General features: G+C 40.7%; 11 protein-coding genes. All 11 read right to left on the reverse strand.

Annotated elements, in window-relative coordinates; all coding sequences use genetic code 11:
- Positions 1-556 precede the first annotated feature (556 nt).
- The 11 genes from M1D52_RS16470 to M1D52_RS16520 all read right to left on the reverse strand — a co-directional run bounded on the left by M1D52_RS16470 (position 557) and on the right by M1D52_RS16520 (position 20,339).
- Positions 557-1,540 (reverse strand): 2-hydroxyacid dehydrogenase, encoded by a 984-nt coding sequence (locus M1D52_RS16470; RefSeq protein ID WP_437393022.1) that lies wholly within the window; start codon positions 1,538-1,540, stop codon positions 557-559.
- A 76-nt stretch (positions 1,541-1,616) separates the two neighbouring features.
- On the reverse strand, positions 1,617-3,026 hold the full coding sequence (locus M1D52_RS16475) for an alkaline phosphatase (protein ID WP_289552747.1): 1,410 nt from the start codon (positions 3,024-3,026) through the stop codon (positions 1,617-1,619).
- A gap of 715 nt (positions 3,027-3,741) precedes the next feature.
- Positions 3,742-4,911 (reverse strand): MFS transporter, encoded by a 1,170-nt coding sequence (locus tag M1D52_RS16480; protein WP_013666164.1) that lies wholly within the window; start codon positions 4,909-4,911, stop codon positions 3,742-3,744.
- 231 nt (positions 4,912-5,142) lie between these two features.
- The gene (locus tag M1D52_RS16485) at positions 5,143-6,585 is read right to left on the reverse strand and encodes an MFS transporter (RefSeq protein WP_013666163.1); all 1,443 of its coding nucleotides are present in this window, start codon (positions 6,583-6,585) and stop codon (positions 5,143-5,145) included.
- Positions 6,586-7,011: 426 nt separating this feature from the next.
- Positions 7,012-8,424: a glucuronate isomerase gene (gene uxaC, locus M1D52_RS16490; RefSeq protein WP_013666162.1), complete on the reverse strand. Its 1,413-nt coding sequence runs from the start codon at positions 8,422-8,424 to the stop codon at positions 7,012-7,014.
- A 172-nt stretch (positions 8,425-8,596) separates the two neighbouring features.
- The gene (locus M1D52_RS16495; RefSeq protein WP_437363276.1) at positions 8,597-10,240 is read right to left on the reverse strand and encodes a UxaA family hydrolase; all 1,644 of its coding nucleotides are present in this window, start codon (positions 10,238-10,240) and stop codon (positions 8,597-8,599) included.
- A 3-nt stretch (positions 10,241-10,243) separates the two neighbouring features.
- Positions 10,244-11,785, reverse strand: a complete 1,542-nt coding sequence (locus M1D52_RS16500; RefSeq protein ID WP_437393023.1) for a tagaturonate reductase — start codon at positions 11,783-11,785, stop codon at positions 10,244-10,246.
- A 75-nt stretch (positions 11,786-11,860) separates the two neighbouring features.
- On the reverse strand, positions 11,861-13,762 hold the full coding sequence (locus tag M1D52_RS16505) for a glycoside hydrolase family 88 protein (protein ID WP_437393025.1): 1,902 nt from the start codon (positions 13,760-13,762) through the stop codon (positions 11,861-11,863).
- Between the two features lie 8 nt (positions 13,763-13,770).
- Positions 13,771-15,402 (reverse strand): glycoside hydrolase family 28 protein, encoded by a 1,632-nt coding sequence (locus tag M1D52_RS16510; RefSeq protein WP_130857563.1) that lies wholly within the window; start codon positions 15,400-15,402, stop codon positions 13,771-13,773.
- A gap of 122 nt (positions 15,403-15,524) precedes the next feature.
- A complete protein-coding gene (locus M1D52_RS16515) occupies positions 15,525-17,207 on the reverse strand; it encodes a RagB/SusD family nutrient uptake outer membrane protein (protein ID WP_437393027.1) in 1,683 nt (560 codons plus the stop codon).
- Between the two features lie 30 nt (positions 17,208-17,237).
- Complete coding sequence (locus tag M1D52_RS16520) at positions 17,238-20,339, reverse strand: SusC/RagA family TonB-linked outer membrane protein (protein WP_437393029.1); 3,102 nt, start codon at positions 20,337-20,339, stop codon at positions 17,238-17,240.
- Between the last annotated feature and the right edge of the window lie 103 nt (positions 20,340-20,442).

Below are 20,442 nucleotides of genomic sequence, written 5' to 3' on the forward strand. Positions count from 1 at the left end.
GCTTCCTAACTAACCAATTATAAACCTAAATTATGAATGATACAAAGATAGTGTACAAAATACACTTTGACAAATCTTTTTTTGCTGTTTAACATTTTGATGACAATGATTGTCAGTTTAAAAAACAAGCCCTGTGATTTGGGAACCACAGGGCTTGACAAACCCAATATAAACAAAAACCAACTATAAGACTATGGAAAAGTCAAATGGTTACATTCGCTGTTAAAATTTTAACAAATTTTAACAAAATGGACTATATATTAATTCTTCCAGGGTGGGCGTAAAGAAAATTCGGTTAGAAGTGTGGAAAAGACGTTATGTGAAAAAGCGAAGGGAAGGAATTGTGAATTGGGGCGACTCCGCAGAACGGTGGGTTGAGAAATGAATTTTTAGCGCGAACCGGACAGCCTTGATGTTTGACTCACTTTGCATAAAGGTAAATTGAGATAAATTAAAAAATAAAAGAATCTGATTAAAAAACCTTCGTTTAACATAAAAAAAGACATTATTCGTTACCGAAGGTCATCTTGTCAAAAACATCTATGTCAATTCATTATTAGGTTAATGAATTGTTCGTTTTTAGACCATTTTTTGCGTCCCTTAGATTTTTCAAGGTAATCGACGCTATTTCGGCTAGCGCTTCCGTTGTAAAGAAACCCTGATGTGAGGTAATAAGTACGTTGGGGAAGCTCATTAATCGCAAAATATCATCATCGTCAATAATATGTTCCGAAAAATCCCTGAAAAACAATTTTTCTTCCTGTTCGTATACATCAATACCTAAATGTCCCACTTTTCCGGTTTTCAAAGAATTAATAATATCTGTAGTATGAATTAAGGCCCCTCTGCTGGTGTTAATAAGCATAACACCATTTTTCATTAAAGCAAGGCTCTCTTCCTTAATCATATGTTTAGTACTCGGCACTAATGGGCAATGGAGTGAAATAATATCGCTTTTTGACAGGAGTTCCTCAAAATTCACATTTATAATATAGTCGGGATGAGTCGACTCGACCGGATCATACCCTAAGAGCTCACATCCAAAACCATGCATAATTTTACAAAATGCCAGTCCTATTTTTCCTAAACCTACCACACCTACTTTCTTTCCATGCAGATTAAAGCCGGTTAAACGATTTAAGGAGAAATTACCTTCCCGCACTCGATTATAAGCTTTATGTGTTTTTCGATTTAGCGTCAAGATCATAGCTACCGCATGTTCAGCGACTGCTTCCGGCGAATAGGCGGGGACGCGATATACGCTGATTTCAAAGCGCTGAGCGGCCTCTAAATCGACTTGATTAAATCCTGCACAACGTAAAACCACGATTTTAATGTTTAAGCCGGCGAGCCTTTCAAGCACTTTGGCATTTGCATGGTCATTTACAAAAATGCAGACCGCATCACAACCTTCCGCAAGTTTTACCGTTTGCTCATTGAGGTCGATATCAAAAAAAAGAAAACGATAAGCCTTCTCCTTGTCCATTTCTTCAAAAGAAGACTTATCGTATGGTTGTGCACTATAAAAAGCGATCCTCATCTCGTGTATATATTTATCGATACAAGATAAACGATCTCCTTTATATAACAAAAATAAAACGCAGTTAGGTTACCTGCTAAACAAAGATTCCCGTAGTTTGTAGCATAAAGTTGTGCAACTCTATATTTTTAACAAAGGGTTTAAGCTGTTCACTTCCGGGGCCATACATAGCAAGTTCGACATAGTCGGCAGAATGATCCATTGAACCCCAACCGACGGAAAGGTGTTTCTCCTGAATTTGAGCTAGCTTTCTAAATGGAAGTTTGCGTGGATTATAAAGGCCATCTCCATCAAGCGTCTCATAATGGCTCAACAGTTCCTTTGCTTCGTCGATCGTGATCGAATAGCCTTGCGCAAATTCGATACGCTCAATCAACCTCGATGGCGTATAACTTTTATCCGTTCCGTTTAGAATCCAGTCATTTGTATGTTTGAACGACTGAATGCGGTCGAAATTCCTATTCGCTTGTTCCCCATAAAACAGACCTGGATTCGCGTTACCGTGATCAGTGGTCAAAACCACTAAGGTTTCCTTATCAGCTAAAGCAAAAGCCATTGCTTCTCCTATTGCTTCATCAAAGGCCAATTGGTCATAAATAAGTGCTCCTGCATCATTCGCATGAGCAGCCCAATCTACTTTTCCTCCTTCTATCTGTAATACGAAACCATTCTTATTATTCTTTAACTTCTTAATCGCTGCCTTAGTCATCTCGGCCAAACTTGGCGTTGTTGATGCTAGTGTGGGATCATTCGCTCGATCCAACGCATATGGTAAACCGTCGGCATAAAAGACACCCAATATCGGACGATCTTCCTTATCCGAAAGGGTATTCATTTCATCCCGATTTTGAAATACCATAAATCCAGCTTGTCTATATTTAGCGAAAAGGTCTTGCTTATCTTCCCTTTTATCGGCACTGAAAAATTCAAGCCCGCCGCCCATCATGACGTCAAAACGCAAGTCTAAATATTGAAGTGCAATACCGGGTTGATCTGAGCGCTTATTGCTATTTACGCAGAAACCGGCAGGCGTAGCATGGGTGATGGGGACAGAAGTAACACAACCAACCGATTTACCTGCAGCCTTAAATTTTTGTAGGATAGGTTTATTAAAAGAACCATCAGCATTCACATTTAATGAACCATTCGGAACACGTACCCCTCCTCCCCAAGAAGAGCTCGCGGCAGCTGAGTCAGTCACCAAAGAACTCGCGGACGCTGTGTCCATTAACGCTCGAACCGCCTCATTTCTTTCATATAGTGATAACCAATTACTTTGTCTACCTTCCTTTCTTTGCAACAGTAAGTTAGCCATATTTAAGGTTCCGGTACTCATCCCATCGCTCACCATAAAAATAATATTCTTGGCTTTCCTTACCGACGGGTTTTTCATTGGCCGATTGCCGGCAATTGATTGAAACGGGGATAATACGGAAGCCCCTAATGCGGTAAATGCGGTATTTCTAAAGAAATCTCTACGTTTCATTTATTTTTGTTTTTATATCATTAGCTCCCAAACGTACTCCTATGGGCAGCGTTAGTAAATGACAAATTTAAACGAATAATATTAATAGCAACTTAGTTTCATTTTAATTTTATATTAAGTTAACAAGTTTGCGGTAAGTGTTTTCAAACACTAAAAATAGAGAACATAAAATGCAGATGTATTGCAAAAAACTATTGCCAAGAAGTGGTTCTCCTTACGGCAACCACTTTTATGTTCAATAGATTGTTTAGATTAAACGAAGGTTTAATTTGTCACTTTCTTCCGCAGAAAGTAACCAAAGACTCATCGCTTGGAATTTTGCTAAAACGGTAGTGCATCAACGTGCAAACCGCAAATTTCCTAGGCGATATTTTAGTAGAACGAAGGGACTTTACTTTTAACCGGACGTATTATTTCTTCAGTCCTAAATATAGCCCTGTGTGTGGGAAAAACGGCCTTGGAGGATATCGATGCAACGAGCAGCAAAGCATTTGCACACATGTTCGTCCTGCAATACTCAAGCGGATTGAGGAAGTGAAACGGCTCCAATACGCGCCATGAATGCTTTGCCATCAGTTGCGAGATAGTCTACAAAGCCTTGGGTTTTGCTCAACTTTTTGCCAAGAAAAAGTTGATAAAAAAAATCCTTCCTTTAACACCCTCCCCCGATTAGACTTAAGCCCGTGAGATTAAAAGAAACGGAATTAAGGTGCGACTACTGATTAATAGCCCTTATTTTAGCAACCAACAACGTGATCACCAATCCAAACACGCCAATAACTGCATAAGAATACCTTAAACTGGCTAATTCAGCGATATAACCAATGAGCGGTGGTCCCATAAGAAAACCAAGATAACTCACGCTCGATACCATTGCTAAGGCAATTCCCGGTGATACTTTAGCATTTCTCCCGGCAACACTATAGACCGTAGGAACAACGGTTGCGACTCCTAGTCCTACCAGCATAAAAGCAATTACTGCCGTAATAATATAGGGAAACAACACCGCCAAGAACATACCCGATGATATCAATACGCCACTCACTTGCAAAACCCTTTTTCTACCCAATCGAGCAATGAGCCGATCTCCAATAAAACGCCCTGAAGCCATCATCACCATGAAGGACGCGTAGCCAAGGGGTACCAATGCCTGCGGCGCTTTTACGATATCTTTGAAATATACGCCACTCCAATCAAACATCGCCCCTTCAGTAGCCATACTGCAGAAGCCTATCACACCCAATTGTAGCAAAGCCCCCTCAGGTTTGGAGAATAATTTCTTTTTAGTAGTACTGGCCGGTCCTACCCCTGCTACAAGAAACTTATTATTGATTAGGATACTTATCCATACCAGGCCCGCGATAATCCAAAAATGTAGATAAGGAGCAATATGTAGATTGATCATCAGTAGGCCTACCAAAGCACCTGTAAACCCTGCAATACTCCAAGCCCCATGAAAAGAGGACATGATTGGTTTGTCGAAAAGATTCTCTGCGGCAACCCCTTGTGTATTTACTGCTATATTACACATGTTACCGATGATTCCAAATATAAATAAGGAAACACCTAAATGCCAACCCTGAGAAGCTAAACCTAAATTAGTAAGTGCAACCACATATAAAGCGGCAGCTACGGTTAACACTTTTTTACTGCCAAACTTAGTTACTAAGGTACCGGAGAGCGCCATTGTAGCCAATTGGCCTAGCGGTAGTGCAAATAGTAAGCTACCTAATTGCCCGTCAGAAAGATGAAGTTTAGTTTTAATATCCGGAATACGACTTGCCCAAGAGGCAAAAGCCAAGCCTTGACAAAAATAAAAAAGAGATACAGCCAAACGGACACGGTTGCGATTATACGCAGTAGCAGGAAGTATATGAGTTTCCACGTTTATTTAATAAACTTAACGAATCGGTTCAAATTGAGCCAAAGACGATAAGAGCAGGTGTAGTTTGGCTCTCTTTTCAATATCCAATTCTTACGCAAAGTTCATAAAAAGAACATAGATTACATAAATTTTTTTTGGGATTAGTAGAGTTTTATACTAGTTAAGTAGTTGAGTGGCGATCACATTTAAGAACTGCTCGACAACTCAACTATTCAACCTAGCAACCAATAACTATAAATCCGTAATAGGCGAATATCGAGGTACTAGCGATTTCATAACTACCCAGCCAATGATATAGCAAACCGCGCAAACGGAAAATATAATAAAATAACCAGCTTCAATACCATGAAAACCCATGAAGGACATCTCCGTTTCTTTGCTGTAATCGAAGAGCATTCCCGAGCATTTATTAATAAAGAAAGAACCCACGCCTCCAGCCATACCGCCGATGCCCGTAATCGTAGCAATAGCTTTTTTGGGAAACATATCACCTACGGTGGTGAAAATATTGGCAGACCAAGCCTGATGTGCTGCACCAGCTATACCGATAATAATTACAGGAAGCCAATAACTTATATGTCCTAAAGGTTGAGCAAACAGCGCTAACAAAGGGAAAAAGGCAAAAATCAACATCGATCGCATACGGCCCTCATACGGATTCATCCCTTTTTTATCGACGAAGTAAGTTGGAAGCCAACCGCCAATTATAGAAAGCAGGGTAATAAGGTATAAAACAAAAAGAGGTAAGGCACTTTGTGTAGAATCCATACCGTATACGGAACTTAAATAAGCAGGTGTCCAAAAGAGGAAAAACCACCAAACTCCATCAGTCATAAACTTACCAAAGGCAAATGCCCATGTCTGATTATATTTCAAACATTTAACGAAAGAAGCTTTATCGGTTGTTTCTTCTACATAGTCAACCAACTTCCTATCGTTTATTAAATCTTGCTGAATATAGTCGAGTTCCGCTTTTCCAACGCGTGGGTGTACCTCTGGTTTATGGTACATAAACACCCAAAATCCCATCCATATGAACCCTAAAGCGCCTATGATGATAAAGGACATCTCCCATCCATAGGCTTCGGCTATAAACGGTATGGTAACAGGAGCCGCAAGTGCACCTACCGTTGCACCCGCATTAAAAATACTGGTAGCAAAGGCTCTATCTTTTTTCGGAAAATATTCAGCCGTCGCCTTAATTGCCGCCGGAAAATTACCCGCTTCCCCTATCGCTAATACAAGTCTAGCAAAGATAAAAAGCGTGACACTGATTGATATAATTTTTGCAGAATCGCCAACGAGGGCTAGTGCCTCTTTCGCGCCTTCAAACCCTACGAACCATTTGCCGGTTAACAACCCTGACGTTGCAATACCACAAAATGCGTGAAGACAGGCACCGATCGACCAAATTCCTATTGCCCATAGAAAACCTTTTTTTGTATCTAACCAATCTACGAATCTACCAGCGAACAAAAGAGATATCGCGTAAAATATAGAGAACAAAGCTGTTATGTTACCATAATCATTATTGGTCCATTTGAATTCAGGTGCAATGAAATCTTTCCATGTTAAGGAAAGCACCTGACGGTCCATATAGTTGATCGTAGTAGCAAAAAATAGCAGTGTACAAATTGTCCATCTGTACTTACCTATTGTCTCTTTAGAATTCATGATTTATGGCAATAAATGTTAATTAGGTTAAAAGAAAACGTTTGCACATTCATACGTTTTCCTTACGTTAGTTATTCAGCTACAATGATATTAAATTTTGGCTAATAATCCTAGCGTAGAGTCGGCTTTCTGTGGTTAGGATAAAGGTATCAGGATATAGGCGTCAAGACACCTGCCTACCGGCAGGCAGGTAAGTATCAAGAAAAAATCTTACTCTGACACCTCATCTCTTAAACCTTATCCCCTAATATACCTAAAACCGTATATTTATACCCTACACCTTATACCTTACACCCTATACCTTACACCCTATACCTTACACCTTACACCCTATACCTTACACCCTATACCTTAAGCTAACGCTTATAGCCTAAAGCCTAAAGCCTAAAGCCTATAGCTTATCCCTCACACCCTACACCTTATCCCTCACCCCTCTGTAGGCCAATTGAAGTAACTAGCGGCATTATGATAGCAAATATCTTCGATAACTTTGCCAATCCAAGGTAAATTCTCAGGTAACTCACCGTTTTCGACTTCTTCGCCGAACAAGTTACAAAGGATTCGTCTAAAGTATTCGTGACGAGGATAAGACAGAAAGCTTCGCGAGTCAGTCAGCATGCCGACAAATTTACTGATCAGTCCCATATTCGACAACGCATTCATCTGTTTGATCATACCGTCTTTCTGATCAAGGAACCACCAACCGGAGCCGAATTGAATCTTTCCGGCCGAAGAACCGTCGTTGAAGTTGCCAATCATGGTCGCTATTAATTCATTATCTGCCGGGTTAAGATTATACAGGATGGTTTTAGCTAATTTATCCTGACTATCCAGTTTGTCAAGGAAACCCGCTAGAGCCCTTCCCTGCGAAAAATCACCGATAGAATCCCAACCCGTATCAGGACCTAATTTTTGCATCATTCTTGAATTATTATTTCGAAGTGCACCCAAATGATACTGTTGCACCCATCCCTTTTCGTGGTCCCATTCAGCGAAATAGGTTAGCATGGCCGATCGAAATTGATTATGCTGTTCATCAGAAATAACTTTACCCTGCAATGCGTTGGAGAAGATGGTTCTAATATCTTCTAATCTGTAGGATTCGTTATAAATTTCCTCTAACCCATGATCTGACACACAGCATCCATTTTCAGCAAAATAATCGTGTCTAACTTTCAGCGCTTGCAAATAGTCATCAAAATTTTGAACAGTTACCCCCGAAACGCGGCTCAATTTTTCTACATACTGCTGGAATTTCGACAGTACAGAAAGGTTCATCGCATTATCTGGCCGGAAGGCAGGTAGTACCCGAATTTCAAAGCCCTCTTTTTTTAGCTGTTGATGATATATTAAACTGTCTGTCGGATCGTCTGTTGTACACACAATCTTTACATTCATCTTCCTTAATAGATTCCTGACACTATATTCCGGCTTCTTAAGTAAATCGCTCGCTTCATCGTATATTTCTTCAGCAGTACTGGCGTCCAGTATTTTATCAATGCCAAAATACCGCTGCAATTCTAAATGCGTCCAATGGTAAAGGGGGTTCCTTAGGGTATATGGTACAGTTTCAGCCCACTTTAAAAACTTATCCCGATCACTGGCATCGCCGGTACAATAGCGTTCATCTACACCATTCGTACGCATTGCCCGCCATTTATAATGATCGCCATATAACCATACTTGTGTAATATTTTCAAATCGGGCATCCTCGGCTATCTGTTGAGGGGACAAATGACAATGGTAATCGATAATGGGCATTTTCGCCGCATATTCATGATATAATGTTTGCGCTGTATTACTTTCTAATAAGAAATTTTTATCTAAGAATTTTTTCATACTCGTGAGCTTTAGGCAGTAGGCGTACGCTTTATGCCTGCTTCTACTAATAACTAACAACTAATAACTAACAACCAATAACTAACAACCAATAACTAACAACTAATAACCAATAACTAACAACTAATAACTAACAACCAATAACTAACAACTAATAACTAATAACCAGCAACTACAAAGACACCCCTCTCTTCCAAGGAATAAAGTCATCTTGATTCAATTGCACTGCTTTGGGAATCACCTCACCGCTTGCTGCCAGAATACAATATTCCAGAATATCCTCACCCATTTCTTCGATGGTTTTTTCACCGGAAATAATCGGACCGCAATCAATATCAATAATATCTGCCATACGAGAAGCGAGCGAAGAATTGGTGGCGACTTTAATTACCGGACATACGGGATTTCCTGTGGGCGTTCCTAAACCTGTTGTAAATAAAATCAGTGTTGCTCCGCTTGCTGCTTTACCCGTGGTTGCTTCTACGTCATTACCAGGGGTGCAAACCAAGTTTAAACCCGGTTTAATAGCTGGTTCCGTGTAGTCTAACACATCCTCTACCGGCGCCGTCCCACCCTTTTTAGCGGCACCATTACTTTTAATGGCATCCGTAATCAAGCCATCCTTAATATTTCCGGGAGAAGGATTCATATGAAATCCCGAACCTGCATTTTCGGCCGCTTGGCTATAGGCCCCCATAAGGGTTATAAATTTTTTTGCAGCCTCTTCATTCTTTGTGCGGTCTATCAAATTTTGCTCGGCCCCACATAGTTCCGGAAATTCAGCTAATAAAACTTTCCCCCCCAGTGCTACTAGTAGGTCAGCACAGTAGCCTACAGCAGGGTTGGCAGAGATACCACTGAAACCATCACTGCCTCCGCATTTCACACCGAGTGTAAGCTTGCTGAGCGGTGCAGGTTTCCGTTCCAATTTATCAGCTTCGGCTAAACCTATGAACGTTTGTCTAATCGCTTCCGTAACCATTTGTTCTTCGCTTTTAGACTGCTGCTGTTCGAAAATGTAAAGCGGCTTGTCAAAGTTTGGATTACGGTCTTTTAAGTCATTTAAAAAGTCCTGCACCTGTAAATTTTGACATCCTAAACTGAGTACGGTTACACCGGCCACGTTCGGATGATCGGCATAAGCTGCCAAAAGCTTACTTAATACCGCCGCATCCTGTCGAATACCACCACAACCACCTTGATGGTTCAGAAATTTAATGCCGTCTACATTTTTGAAAACCCGATCGGTTGGGACCCATGCTTCCTGCAAATCTAAATCAACTGAAGCAAGGTCCTTACCTTGTCGGTACCATTCCTTCAGTAAGCGCGCCTTCCTCTTGTATTTATCTGTCACGGCATACCCTAATTCATTATGCAATGCCTCTCTTATGACGTCTAGGTTTCTGTTTTCACAGAAAACGGTAGGTATAAATAACCAGTAATTTGCCGTTCCAACTTCGCCATTAGACCGGTGATATCCATTGAAAGTTCTATTAGCAAACTTGGATACATCCGGGGCTTCCCAATGGTAATTGTAGGGTCGGAATGCGTAAGCTGCAGCCGCATGCTTTAGATTATCCGTACTCATACGTTCCCCCACCTTCACGGGATATTGTGTTTTCCCAACGAGCGTTCCGTACATGAGAACCTCCGCTCCTTTTTCCAAATCCTGCGTATAAAACTTATGCTTTGCCGGAATATCTTCCTTCAGCAGATATGTTTCCGACTGATATACGATTTGTTCTCCTTGCTGTAAATCTTGCAGCGCGACCAATACATTGTCTTTCGGATGTATCTTTAAAACCCTTGCTCCCATAACCTAATTAAGCTGATTGTATTTTTTGTTATTAACAGCCTCTTTTATTACTTCTTTAACCTTATTATCCATTAATAAACGTAAATAATGCAGTACCTTCTCCTGAAAACCGGGGAGTGTCAGCTTCTGTTTCCATATGCGTTGATCATTCAAAACTGCTTCAACCACTTGTTCCGGTTCTTTACTCCACAGTCCCTCAAATAAGGCGACATATTCATCATTAATGGTATAATACCCCTTCTCGTTAGTATAACCTTTATAGGTATTGTCAATACTGCGCTTCGCCTTCATAAAAAGTATATAAGCTGCAAAGCCCATGGCCATAAACTCCGGTGCCTCACCTACTGCATCATAAAATCCTTTTATAAGCGCTACGTTACGCATTTCCATTTTAGACGTGTAATTCAATGTAATGTTAATCCACTTATGGTCGAGTGACTGATTTCTAAAACGATCCAGCACTTTTTCGGCAAAAAGCTTGGCTTCCTCGTTTTCGATACCACCGCGAGACACAACGGTTGGAACAATTTCCTCCATTAGTAGTTTTTTTATAAAGCCTTCTAAAAGAGGATCAGCCATGGCTGCTTTTACAGTTTCGCAACCAGCTAAAACAGCTAGTCCACACGAAAAGGTATGCGTACCATTTAACAGCCGTAACTTTAACTCTTTAAATTTACTTATGTCTGAAGTGATGACCATTCCATCGTCCACGGTACTGAATGATAAAATTTCCGCAACTTTCGGATCCTTCGCCTCTATTGCCCAAAGTCGAAAAGGCTCCGCCATGATCATTAAGTCGTCTTGATATCCTACACGCTCCTGCATTTTTTGATGTTCTTCGAAGGGAAGCTTTCCTGGTACGATCCGGTCCACCAATGTATTGCAAAAATAATTGGCATCTTCAAGCCAATGTAAAAATGCCGCCTCCAACCGATGTTGCTCAGCTAATTTCACTATAATTTCTTTCAGTTTTTTTCCATTGTCTGAGATTAATTCTGTTGGCAATATAACCATTCCCGCCTCCTTATCACCACCGAAGTACTGAAAACGTTTATACAAGAAAGCCAATAATTTAGCTGGATAGCTATGCGGTGGGTTCAATGTAATCTTATCATCTTTATCATACATTATACCTACTTCCGTTGTATTCGATATTACTACCCGCAATTGCGGTTCTTCTGCATAACGTAATATTTCTCCCCAATTTTCCGAAGCGGTTAATACTTCCTTAATGGAAGAATTAATACTGATCTCTTCGATTTCTTTTCCGTTTTCAATTCCTTTTACACAAAGGGTATATAAGCCATCCTGCTCCTCAAAGCTATCTGTTCTGCCACTTGCCGTAGATTTCACCACAACGATTCTTCCATTAAATACCTGCTTTCTGTTTGCCTTGTCAATAAAATATTCAGGCAGACCTCTTAATAATACGCCCGTACCAAACTGTATTACCTTTACCGGCAATTCCTTCCAATTGGCCGCGGGCACTTCAACCTCGACAGGTAACGTACCCTTTTGCAAAAACTTATTGTTTAAACGTTCCATTTCTTTTATTTCTCATTAAATAGTTAATTAGCCAATGTGATGATTAGCTAATTGGCTAATTGACTTATTAGCTAATTACTTAAGTAACCATTTCACCCAATCATGTGTTGCTTGAAAATTTTGGTATTCTGCAGGTAACTTCCTTCCATCTAAATATTCATTGTATATCCATGGGTCTCCTAACACAAACACTTTTCCCTTGCCGTATTTGCTAATGGCCATGATATTTAACCCTTTTGTTCCAACGATTGGTGTGGCAGGAGCAAAAACGCGAAGTGAACTGATTTCCTTGATATACAATTTATAGGGCCTTTTAAATATAGGGTTACTTTTATCGACTTGAACGGCTCCCTGTTCAAATTGATTGTTTTTCACCATCAAATGGTTGTCTTCATTGAATTGAACACCAAAATGGCCTGCAAGCTCATTAAAATGCGTAAACTCAGCATTGCCGGCATCATTTCCAAGCAATACAAGTGTTCCTCCATTTTTAACCCATTTAACAATTACATCGATTTCAGGAGTAGCCAAATAATTTGGATGGGCAGATTCCTTTTCGGTGTCAGGATCTACGATGATATATACATCGGCCTTTCGAAGATTTTCTTCTGTAGGTTTTGCTCCCAATGAATCAGTAACTGCACCGTAGGAACGGAAAATGTACCCTAACAGGGAATAACCACCGTTATCCTGCTCTTCCCAGGTATAATGATAACGTTCTTGCTGCCCTAGTAAGCTTTTCCTTGTTTCATGGTTGTAATAATAATCCAACAGCACCTTTTTTCCTTTAGCGAATTTCAAATTAGGGACCACTTCCATTTCAACTGCACATTGTATGAAAGCACCGATCCCCTTTGGGTCGTTTTGAATGACCGGTTCGCTCATGTAATATTCAAAGGAGCCGTCACGATAGGGTTTTCCTCCTAAACCGGAAACTTTCACCGTGCCGTTTAAGTTGACATTGCCTTGTTCATCTTTTTCAATGAACTCTTTCAAAATACCCGTATAACCCTTTTCAGCATTTTTCAAAAATTTAGCAGGTAAATATCCTAAACGCACACCTTTTGCTAAAGTATAGACAATCATCGATGAAGCAGAAGCCTCCGGGTAGTTTCCTTTTCTACTGGGCATATCGGTCACCTGGTACCAAAGACCATTCGCTTGCTGAAACCTGGCAACTGCATCTGCGTAACGATTCAAAATAGCTACAATCGTATCTCTACCGGAATGATTTTTAGGAAAATAATCCAGTACATCTACCAAGGCCATGCCGTACCATCCTAACGCACGGCTCCAAAAATTTGGTGACCGACCCGTTTCCTTATTAGCCCACTGTTGTTCTTTCGATTCGTCCCAACCATGGTATAATAAACCCGTTTTTTCGTCACGCGTATTCTTTTCAATTAAAGCAAATTGACGGCTAATGTCGTCGAAAGCTTTCGGCTCGTTAAACAGCTTTGCATATTCCGCATAAAAAGGTTGTCCCATGTACAAGCCGTCTAACCAGACTTGATGTGTATAGATCTTCTTATGCCAGAAACTACCCTGTTTGGTTCGTGGATGTGTATCAAGTTGTTTTCTTAAATGCCGGACTGCTTTTAAGTACTTTTCTTTTCCAGTTACCTGATATAGAAATAAGAGGATTTTTCCGTTATTAATGAAGTCGATATTATAATCCTCCATTTTATAAGCATTGATGGTACCGTCTTCCTGCACATAATGGTCCATTTTATGCTGGATATAATCGAAATAGCGCTTATTCGCTGTATTCTTCCAAACCCCTTCTACTCCTTTTAGAATTACCCCCAAGTCATAACTCCATTTAGCCGGCTGATTTTTTTCCAGTGTAAAAACATCAGGCCAAAGTCGCATAGCCGTTTGCGTCATCAACTCACTATATTTTACTTCCTGTGCTCGTACATTAAAATAGCTTATCATGAGCGATAGCAACAAGAGCCGCTTAAAAATCCAATCCATTCCTTATCTTAATTAATGTTTATAACGTTTTTATTGGCACCAAAATCGGCTTTAATAACCGGTTGAGCTCCCGTCAAGCCTTGCACATCAACTGTAGAAGTACGTTCGCCCTGAAGATGAAAGATATTTGCATTTTTCACTTCTAGCTGATGCAGCTTTATATCATTGCTGTTTAAAATATAGGCAATTTGCTTAGAAGCATCTTCAACCTGCAACTTTACGTCGCGCAGGCTTATATTGGATGCTTCCTGTATATCGATGCCCTCTTTAGCAACCATGTCAAGCCTGGTCAATTGAATATTCTTTATGTGCATTTCAGGTAAGCCTCGGATAAAGAGCGCTTTAGCTGCCCCATCGCAAACCACATTATTAATATAAAAATCCTTAAATTGCGGTGTTGCTTCAGTAACAGGCAAAAATTCCACTTTAGGAGGTTCCCGATGTTCTCCACTTAACACGATCGGATCCTTTGCTTCATAATACATATCGAACAGAATAGCCTCTCCGGGAATATCTTTCATGAAAATGTTATTGATATATACATTTTCTACTACGCCTCCCCTTCCACGTGTCGTTTTAAATCGTAAACCGATATCGGTTCCGATAAACGTACAATTGTCAACATATAAATTTTTCGCACCGCCGCTCATTTCGCTTCCCACAACAAAACCACCATGCGCATGATAAACCGTACAATTCCGTACCCACAGATTTTCCGTTGGCATACCACGTTCCCTACCCGCTTCATTTCTGCCGCTTTTAATACAGATAGCATCATCACCTACATCAAAGGTGCTTTGTTCCACCAGTACGTTTTTACAAGACTCAATATCCAAGCCATCTCCATTTTGGGAATACCAAGGATTGCGTACATTAATATTCCGTATGGTTAAATCGGCGCTCATTAAGGGATGGATATTCCAAGCAGCTGAATTTTGAAATGTTACACCCTCCAGCAAAATACGCTCACATTTCTCGAGCAAAATCATATTCGGTCTCAAATAGTCCTTTATTTCCTCATAGAACTGTGCATTTTTCCCCTTCTCCACAAGTCCGGGATCCTTATAAGAAGCTCCTTTCAAAGAACTCTGAGAAGGATACCAAATATCTCCTTTTTCGTTAAGAACGCCTCCGGAGCTTATAAGCTTCTTCCATTGCGTTTCTGTCATTTTCGCCTTTTTCACCATTCGCCAAGCATCACCATTTCCGTCAATAACCCCTTTCCCGGTAATCGCTATATTTTGCTGATTTAAGGCCCATATAGGCGATTGGTTCCGCATCTGCGGGATCCCTTCCCAGCTGGTCTGTACCAAGGAATATTGCGAAAAATCTTTTGTAAACTGCAGCAACGCGTTAGCGGCCAAATGCAAGTTTATATTGCTCTTTAAGGTAATAGGCCCCGATAGCCATACACCTGCAGGAATTAAGACCACGCCTCCCCCCTTCTTATGTGTTTGATCAATAGCTTGATTAATCGATTCCGTATTTAAATGACGTCCACCGGAAATCGCTCCGAAAGCAGTGATTGATACCGTATCCTTTTTAAAAGTAGGTAATGAGACAGTTGGTTCAGCAAGTTTTTGGGCGAATGCCCCATGGGTAAAAATTAAGAGTATAACAGTTTTCAGTATCTTATTCATAAAGCATTATCAAGGTATCAATCGGTTATGCCCCTACAATTCTAAGGCTATCCGCTAATCTTTTCAAACATTTAAAGGTCTTTATTTGCGCAATCGTTACCGATAACGATTGCGCTGTTTTTTTATCTGGCTTCGTATCCTGGGTTTTGTTGGATTTCCGCTTCATTGAGATCAATAGCGTCCTGTGGAATCGGTCGCAAAATCTTATCTTGACCGTCTGGTCCTCTAAAGGCGCGATCGACTCCAATGCGTTTGATATCATAGTTATATTTGGCACAAAATTCTTTCAATTTCCCTGTTCTTCTCAACTCCGGCCACCTTAAATATTCGCCCGCAAACTCTTTCGCACTTTCAATCAGATAAGCATCAAGTGCCTGACTTTGGCCAGCGGCTGTGGCGATATCTATATTCGGACTTAACCGTCCGCCGTCTTTTGCATTACCCGGTCTATCCAACACCGCCTGTACATAAGTTGCTGCACTGGCGAAATCATTCAATCCAATACAAGCTTCTGCATAAAGGAAGTAGGTTTCGGCCAAACGTGCCAATACAATATCTCGCACACTGGCTGTTTGCTGAAATATGGTACGAGTTTGCGGACTATCAAACTTTTTAATAACCGGTGTACTCATATCCGCGTCATAGAAGGCTCTATAAGCCTCTTCATCGTACTTAAACGGGTAATACCGGAAATTACTTGCTATTTGTCCCTGGTGTTGATTTGCCCACGCTAAAGAATCGGCGCTTGTATATTCTCTACCCCAAACGCGCGGATAATAGGCTCTGATCAAGATGCTGGATTTATCTTTGCTGGCATCATAATAATCAAAATATTGATCATAAATGGTTAGCATAAAAGTTGCATCGTATCGAGCGTCATTCTCTCCATAAAAAGTATGTAAATTCCAGGAAGGGTATAATTGAGCACTCATGTATTTATGATTTAGCTCGGATCCACCTAAGTAGGGACCGAAAATACCCTGTTGATTGTTTCCGTCCGTACTGGAAGCAATGGATTCCAAATCATATTGTATCGCAAAAATAATCTCATCATTATTTTCATTATAAGGGCTCCATAATTGCTCAAATGGAATACTAATTGTTTTGCCATTTATCGCAGCCAAGGCATAAGTCTTTGCTTTTTCAAAATCAGCCGCTTGTTTCAGATCCCACGCCCGGGTAAGGCATACCTTCGCTAAGTAATGGTTAATGACTGTTTTATTTACTCGCGCCTTAGCTGTTCCGACAAGGGGAAGGGCTGCTTCCATTTCGCCAATGATAAAGGTATAGCATTCCTCCAAGCTGTTTCTCGGCATATTTAATCGCGGTTCAAAAGTGGCTTCTGTATTAATATAGATCCCGCCAAACTGCTCCACCAAAAGAAAGTGATAAAAAGCGCGCAAAAAGCGCAATTCAGCTAGGTAAGTTGCTTTTTTCTCCGCGTCAATTTCGGCTATATCATTATAAAAAATAGCCATATTAACAGTTTGAATAGCTTTATAACAGAGTTGGTAATAGTCCTTTACATAGGAATCCGTGGCATAAAGTTGTTCGTATTCCTGAATAGATCGATCACCCGTACCTCTCGCTCGTTGATACATATCAGTACCCGCTACCAACAACCAGGGAGTTAGTCGGAACGTCTCACGCAAGGATGAATAAGAGGCTGTTACTAAAGTTTCATAACCCGCCTCGGTTCGATAGAACTCTTCGTTCGTGATCCCTCCTTTATTATCTTCCTCTAAAAATTTCTTACAGCCACTGAGTAACAATGTAAGAACTATATATATTAAAATACGCTTCATGATCGTTATATTAAATCGTCAATAATCAAATTAGAACTTAAGATTTACACCCAATTGATAAGTAACTGTACTTGGACCATTACCGTTCTGTAAGGAGGTAGTTGCATATTCCGGATCCCAACCTTCGTATTTGGTAAAAGTGAATGGGTTAAGTATGTTAAGGTATACGCGTAACTGACTTATTTTCGCTTTCGACAACATTTTGCTTGGAAGCGTGTAACCCAAGATAATGTTTCTTATTTTTACAAAAGAGGCATCGGTATATTGTCCGTTACTGCCATAATATGGTCCGGCGTTATTAATAGCCGGATATTTCCCGTTTTCGTTTCCAGCTGTAGGCGACCAAGTAGCCGAGGGAGATCCGTCTTCTTTTGTACCCCAATTATTCCAATCGTATCTATCGATCCCTTGAGGCACGAAATAATCGAAGCGAATTTTAGGTCTTCCACGCTGCGTATTACCTGGGCCAAATTCTTCCAAAAATCGATCCTGTACAAAAATCCCTTGACGAGTAAACAAATCAACTGATAAATCCCAGCTTTTGTAATTAAAAGTTGAGCGAAGATTGGCAGTCCATTTAGGATTAGGACTACCCAAAATTACCCGGTCGTTAGCCGCTGTAATAATACCGTCTCCGTTAATATCCTCTACTCGTGCCTGACCTGGCTGTTGCCCCCATCGCGCAGCTTCCTCCACTTCATCCGATTTCCAAATTCCTACAACACGATAGTCGTAAATTACCTCAATAGGGTGTCCGATAAACCTTTTTTCGCCCATTACATCTTCCTTTTTACCATAAAGAGATTCGATGGCATTTTTATTATGAGCGAAATTCAGAGAGGTAGTCCATTGGAAATTAGGCGTACGGATATTGGTTGAGTTTAGGGAAATTTCAATTCCGCGATTGCTTACTGAACCAATATTATCTGTCATGGTAGCAACACCCGATTCAATAGCCAACGATCTACTCATTAACAAGCCATCGGACAACTTATCATAGACATCAAGTGATCCATAAAGTCGTTGATTGAAAAAACCAAAGTCCAGTCCGAAGTTCAGCTCCCGTGTCTTCTCCCACGTAATTGCAGGATTGACGGGATAGCCTGGTCGGAGGCCGGAAACTGCATTACCATCGCCAAAATCATACCATATCAATTCATCCGAAATCGGTGTTTGCATTGATCCGTAAGGGCTAATTCCGTTATTGTTTCCCGAGTAACCAAAACTAAATCGAGCCTTTAAATCGGAGAGCCAATCGGCCTTCATAAATTCTTCTTCTGATAAGCGCCAACCTAGTGCAAAGGAGGGAAAAGAGGCCCATTTGTCGGCCAATTTAGAGCTTCCGTCATAACGGATTGTTCCGGTAACTAAGTACTTTCCTTTATAATCATAGTTAACACGTGCTGCATAAGAAATCAAACCAGACTCGTTATATGAAGTTAGTGAATTGTCCCGCATTAAGTTACCTGTGAATAAATTATACCACTGAGAATCGTAAGGTAAATTCTGGGTAGCGGCCTGTATTCTTTCAAATCGAGTTTTATAAAAACTGTTTATAAGGGTGGCATTTAAGTGATGATTATCATTAAAGGTCTTATTATAGGTTATTTGATTATCCCAGGTATATTCCAGACTTTCATCATTTTGTTGATAGGCCTCATTCTGGTTCCTATTACCTGGCACAACGTCATAGTATTGTCCCACTCGCTCACGGGTAAATCGCGGCATGATGGTACTTTTTATAGAGAATCCATCAAACAGGTTTACTTGCGCGTAGGCGCTTGCTAACACGTCATACCGTCTAGTCTCTTGATTACCGCTATTAATCTCTTGCAGTGGATTGGGTGAGCTCGTAAAGTTTCCACTACCTTGAATAGATGCGGCAATACCGGGTTGTTGAATAAGATTACCTTGATCATCATACGCACGCAAGATAACGGGCATTCGCATAATATCGCGATAGCCATACTGGCTTCCTTGATTAGTAACGGTATGGGATAAATTAATGGTACCTCCTGCCGAAAAAAACTTGGATCCCCGGTGGTCGATACTCAATTTCATATTGTATCGCTTTAGGTTTTCGTTGATAAAATTACCTTCTTCATCTTGATAACCTAAACCGAGATTATAAGCTAGATCACTTGAGCTTCCACCAATATTTACATAATGATTTTGCTGATGCCCATCTTGTGTACCCAAAGCAAGCCAATCTTCATAATCTTCATCAAATAGACGTTGTTCCAATAGCGGGCTTCGCTGTAAAACAGAATTTCTATTAGCGGGCGTTAATTCATACTGACCTAAATTGGTGTTATAAGTATAGTAGGCCGACGTGCGGAAGTCTACCCATTCTCGTCCGCTCATAAAATCCGGTAATCTTGCAATTTTACGAATACCGTAGAAACCATCGTAAGTCACTGACATTCGCGAACCATGATTACTGCCAGCATTCTTTGTTCGCACAATAACAACGCCGTTCGAGCCGCGCGAACCGTAGATGGCTGTCGAAGAGGCATCACGCAAAACGTCAATTTGCTCAATATCGGCTGGATTTAAAAAATTGATATCGCCCATCACTACGCCATCCACAACATACAAAGGGCTTCCACCCGCTAACGAGTTTTGTCCCCGGATCTGGATATTAAATCCACCTCCGGGTTTTGTTGAGGTGGAGCTGATATCGACCCCCGGAACAGAGCCTTGTAAGGCAGCCATAGCAGAGGTAGTTCCACGAGCTTTTAAAGTCTCGGAAGTGACCGAACCGACGGCACCTGTAAGGTCTCCTTTTTTCATCGTCCCGTAGCCGACTACGACCACCTCGTCTAAACCTGTTGCATCTTCTTCTAGAGTAATTGTGAGGGTTTCTTGTCCGTTAATAGGAATTTCCTGCATTTTGTAACCCAGGTAGGTAACGGTTAACACGGGGTTCTGCGTATTTGGCAGCTGAATGTTAAACGCTCCGACATCATTTGTACTTGTAGTTGTACTTGTTCCTTTTACGGCTACCGTTACACCAGGTAGCGGCTCTTGCGCTGTATTGACGACCTTTCCGGTAATTGATCTTGTTTGGGCAAACGAAGAGCAATAACTGAAAAATAAGAGCCCAAAAAGCGTCCATAATTTTTTAGTCATAATGGTTCTAATAAGTTAATAGAAATTGTGGATTTATTGGTTAATCAAAAAGCTATGATTGGCTCGTTGATAGCTACAAGATACATGGATAAAAAAGAAATCC

This window comes from Olivibacter sp. SA151, from assembly GCF_054130995.1.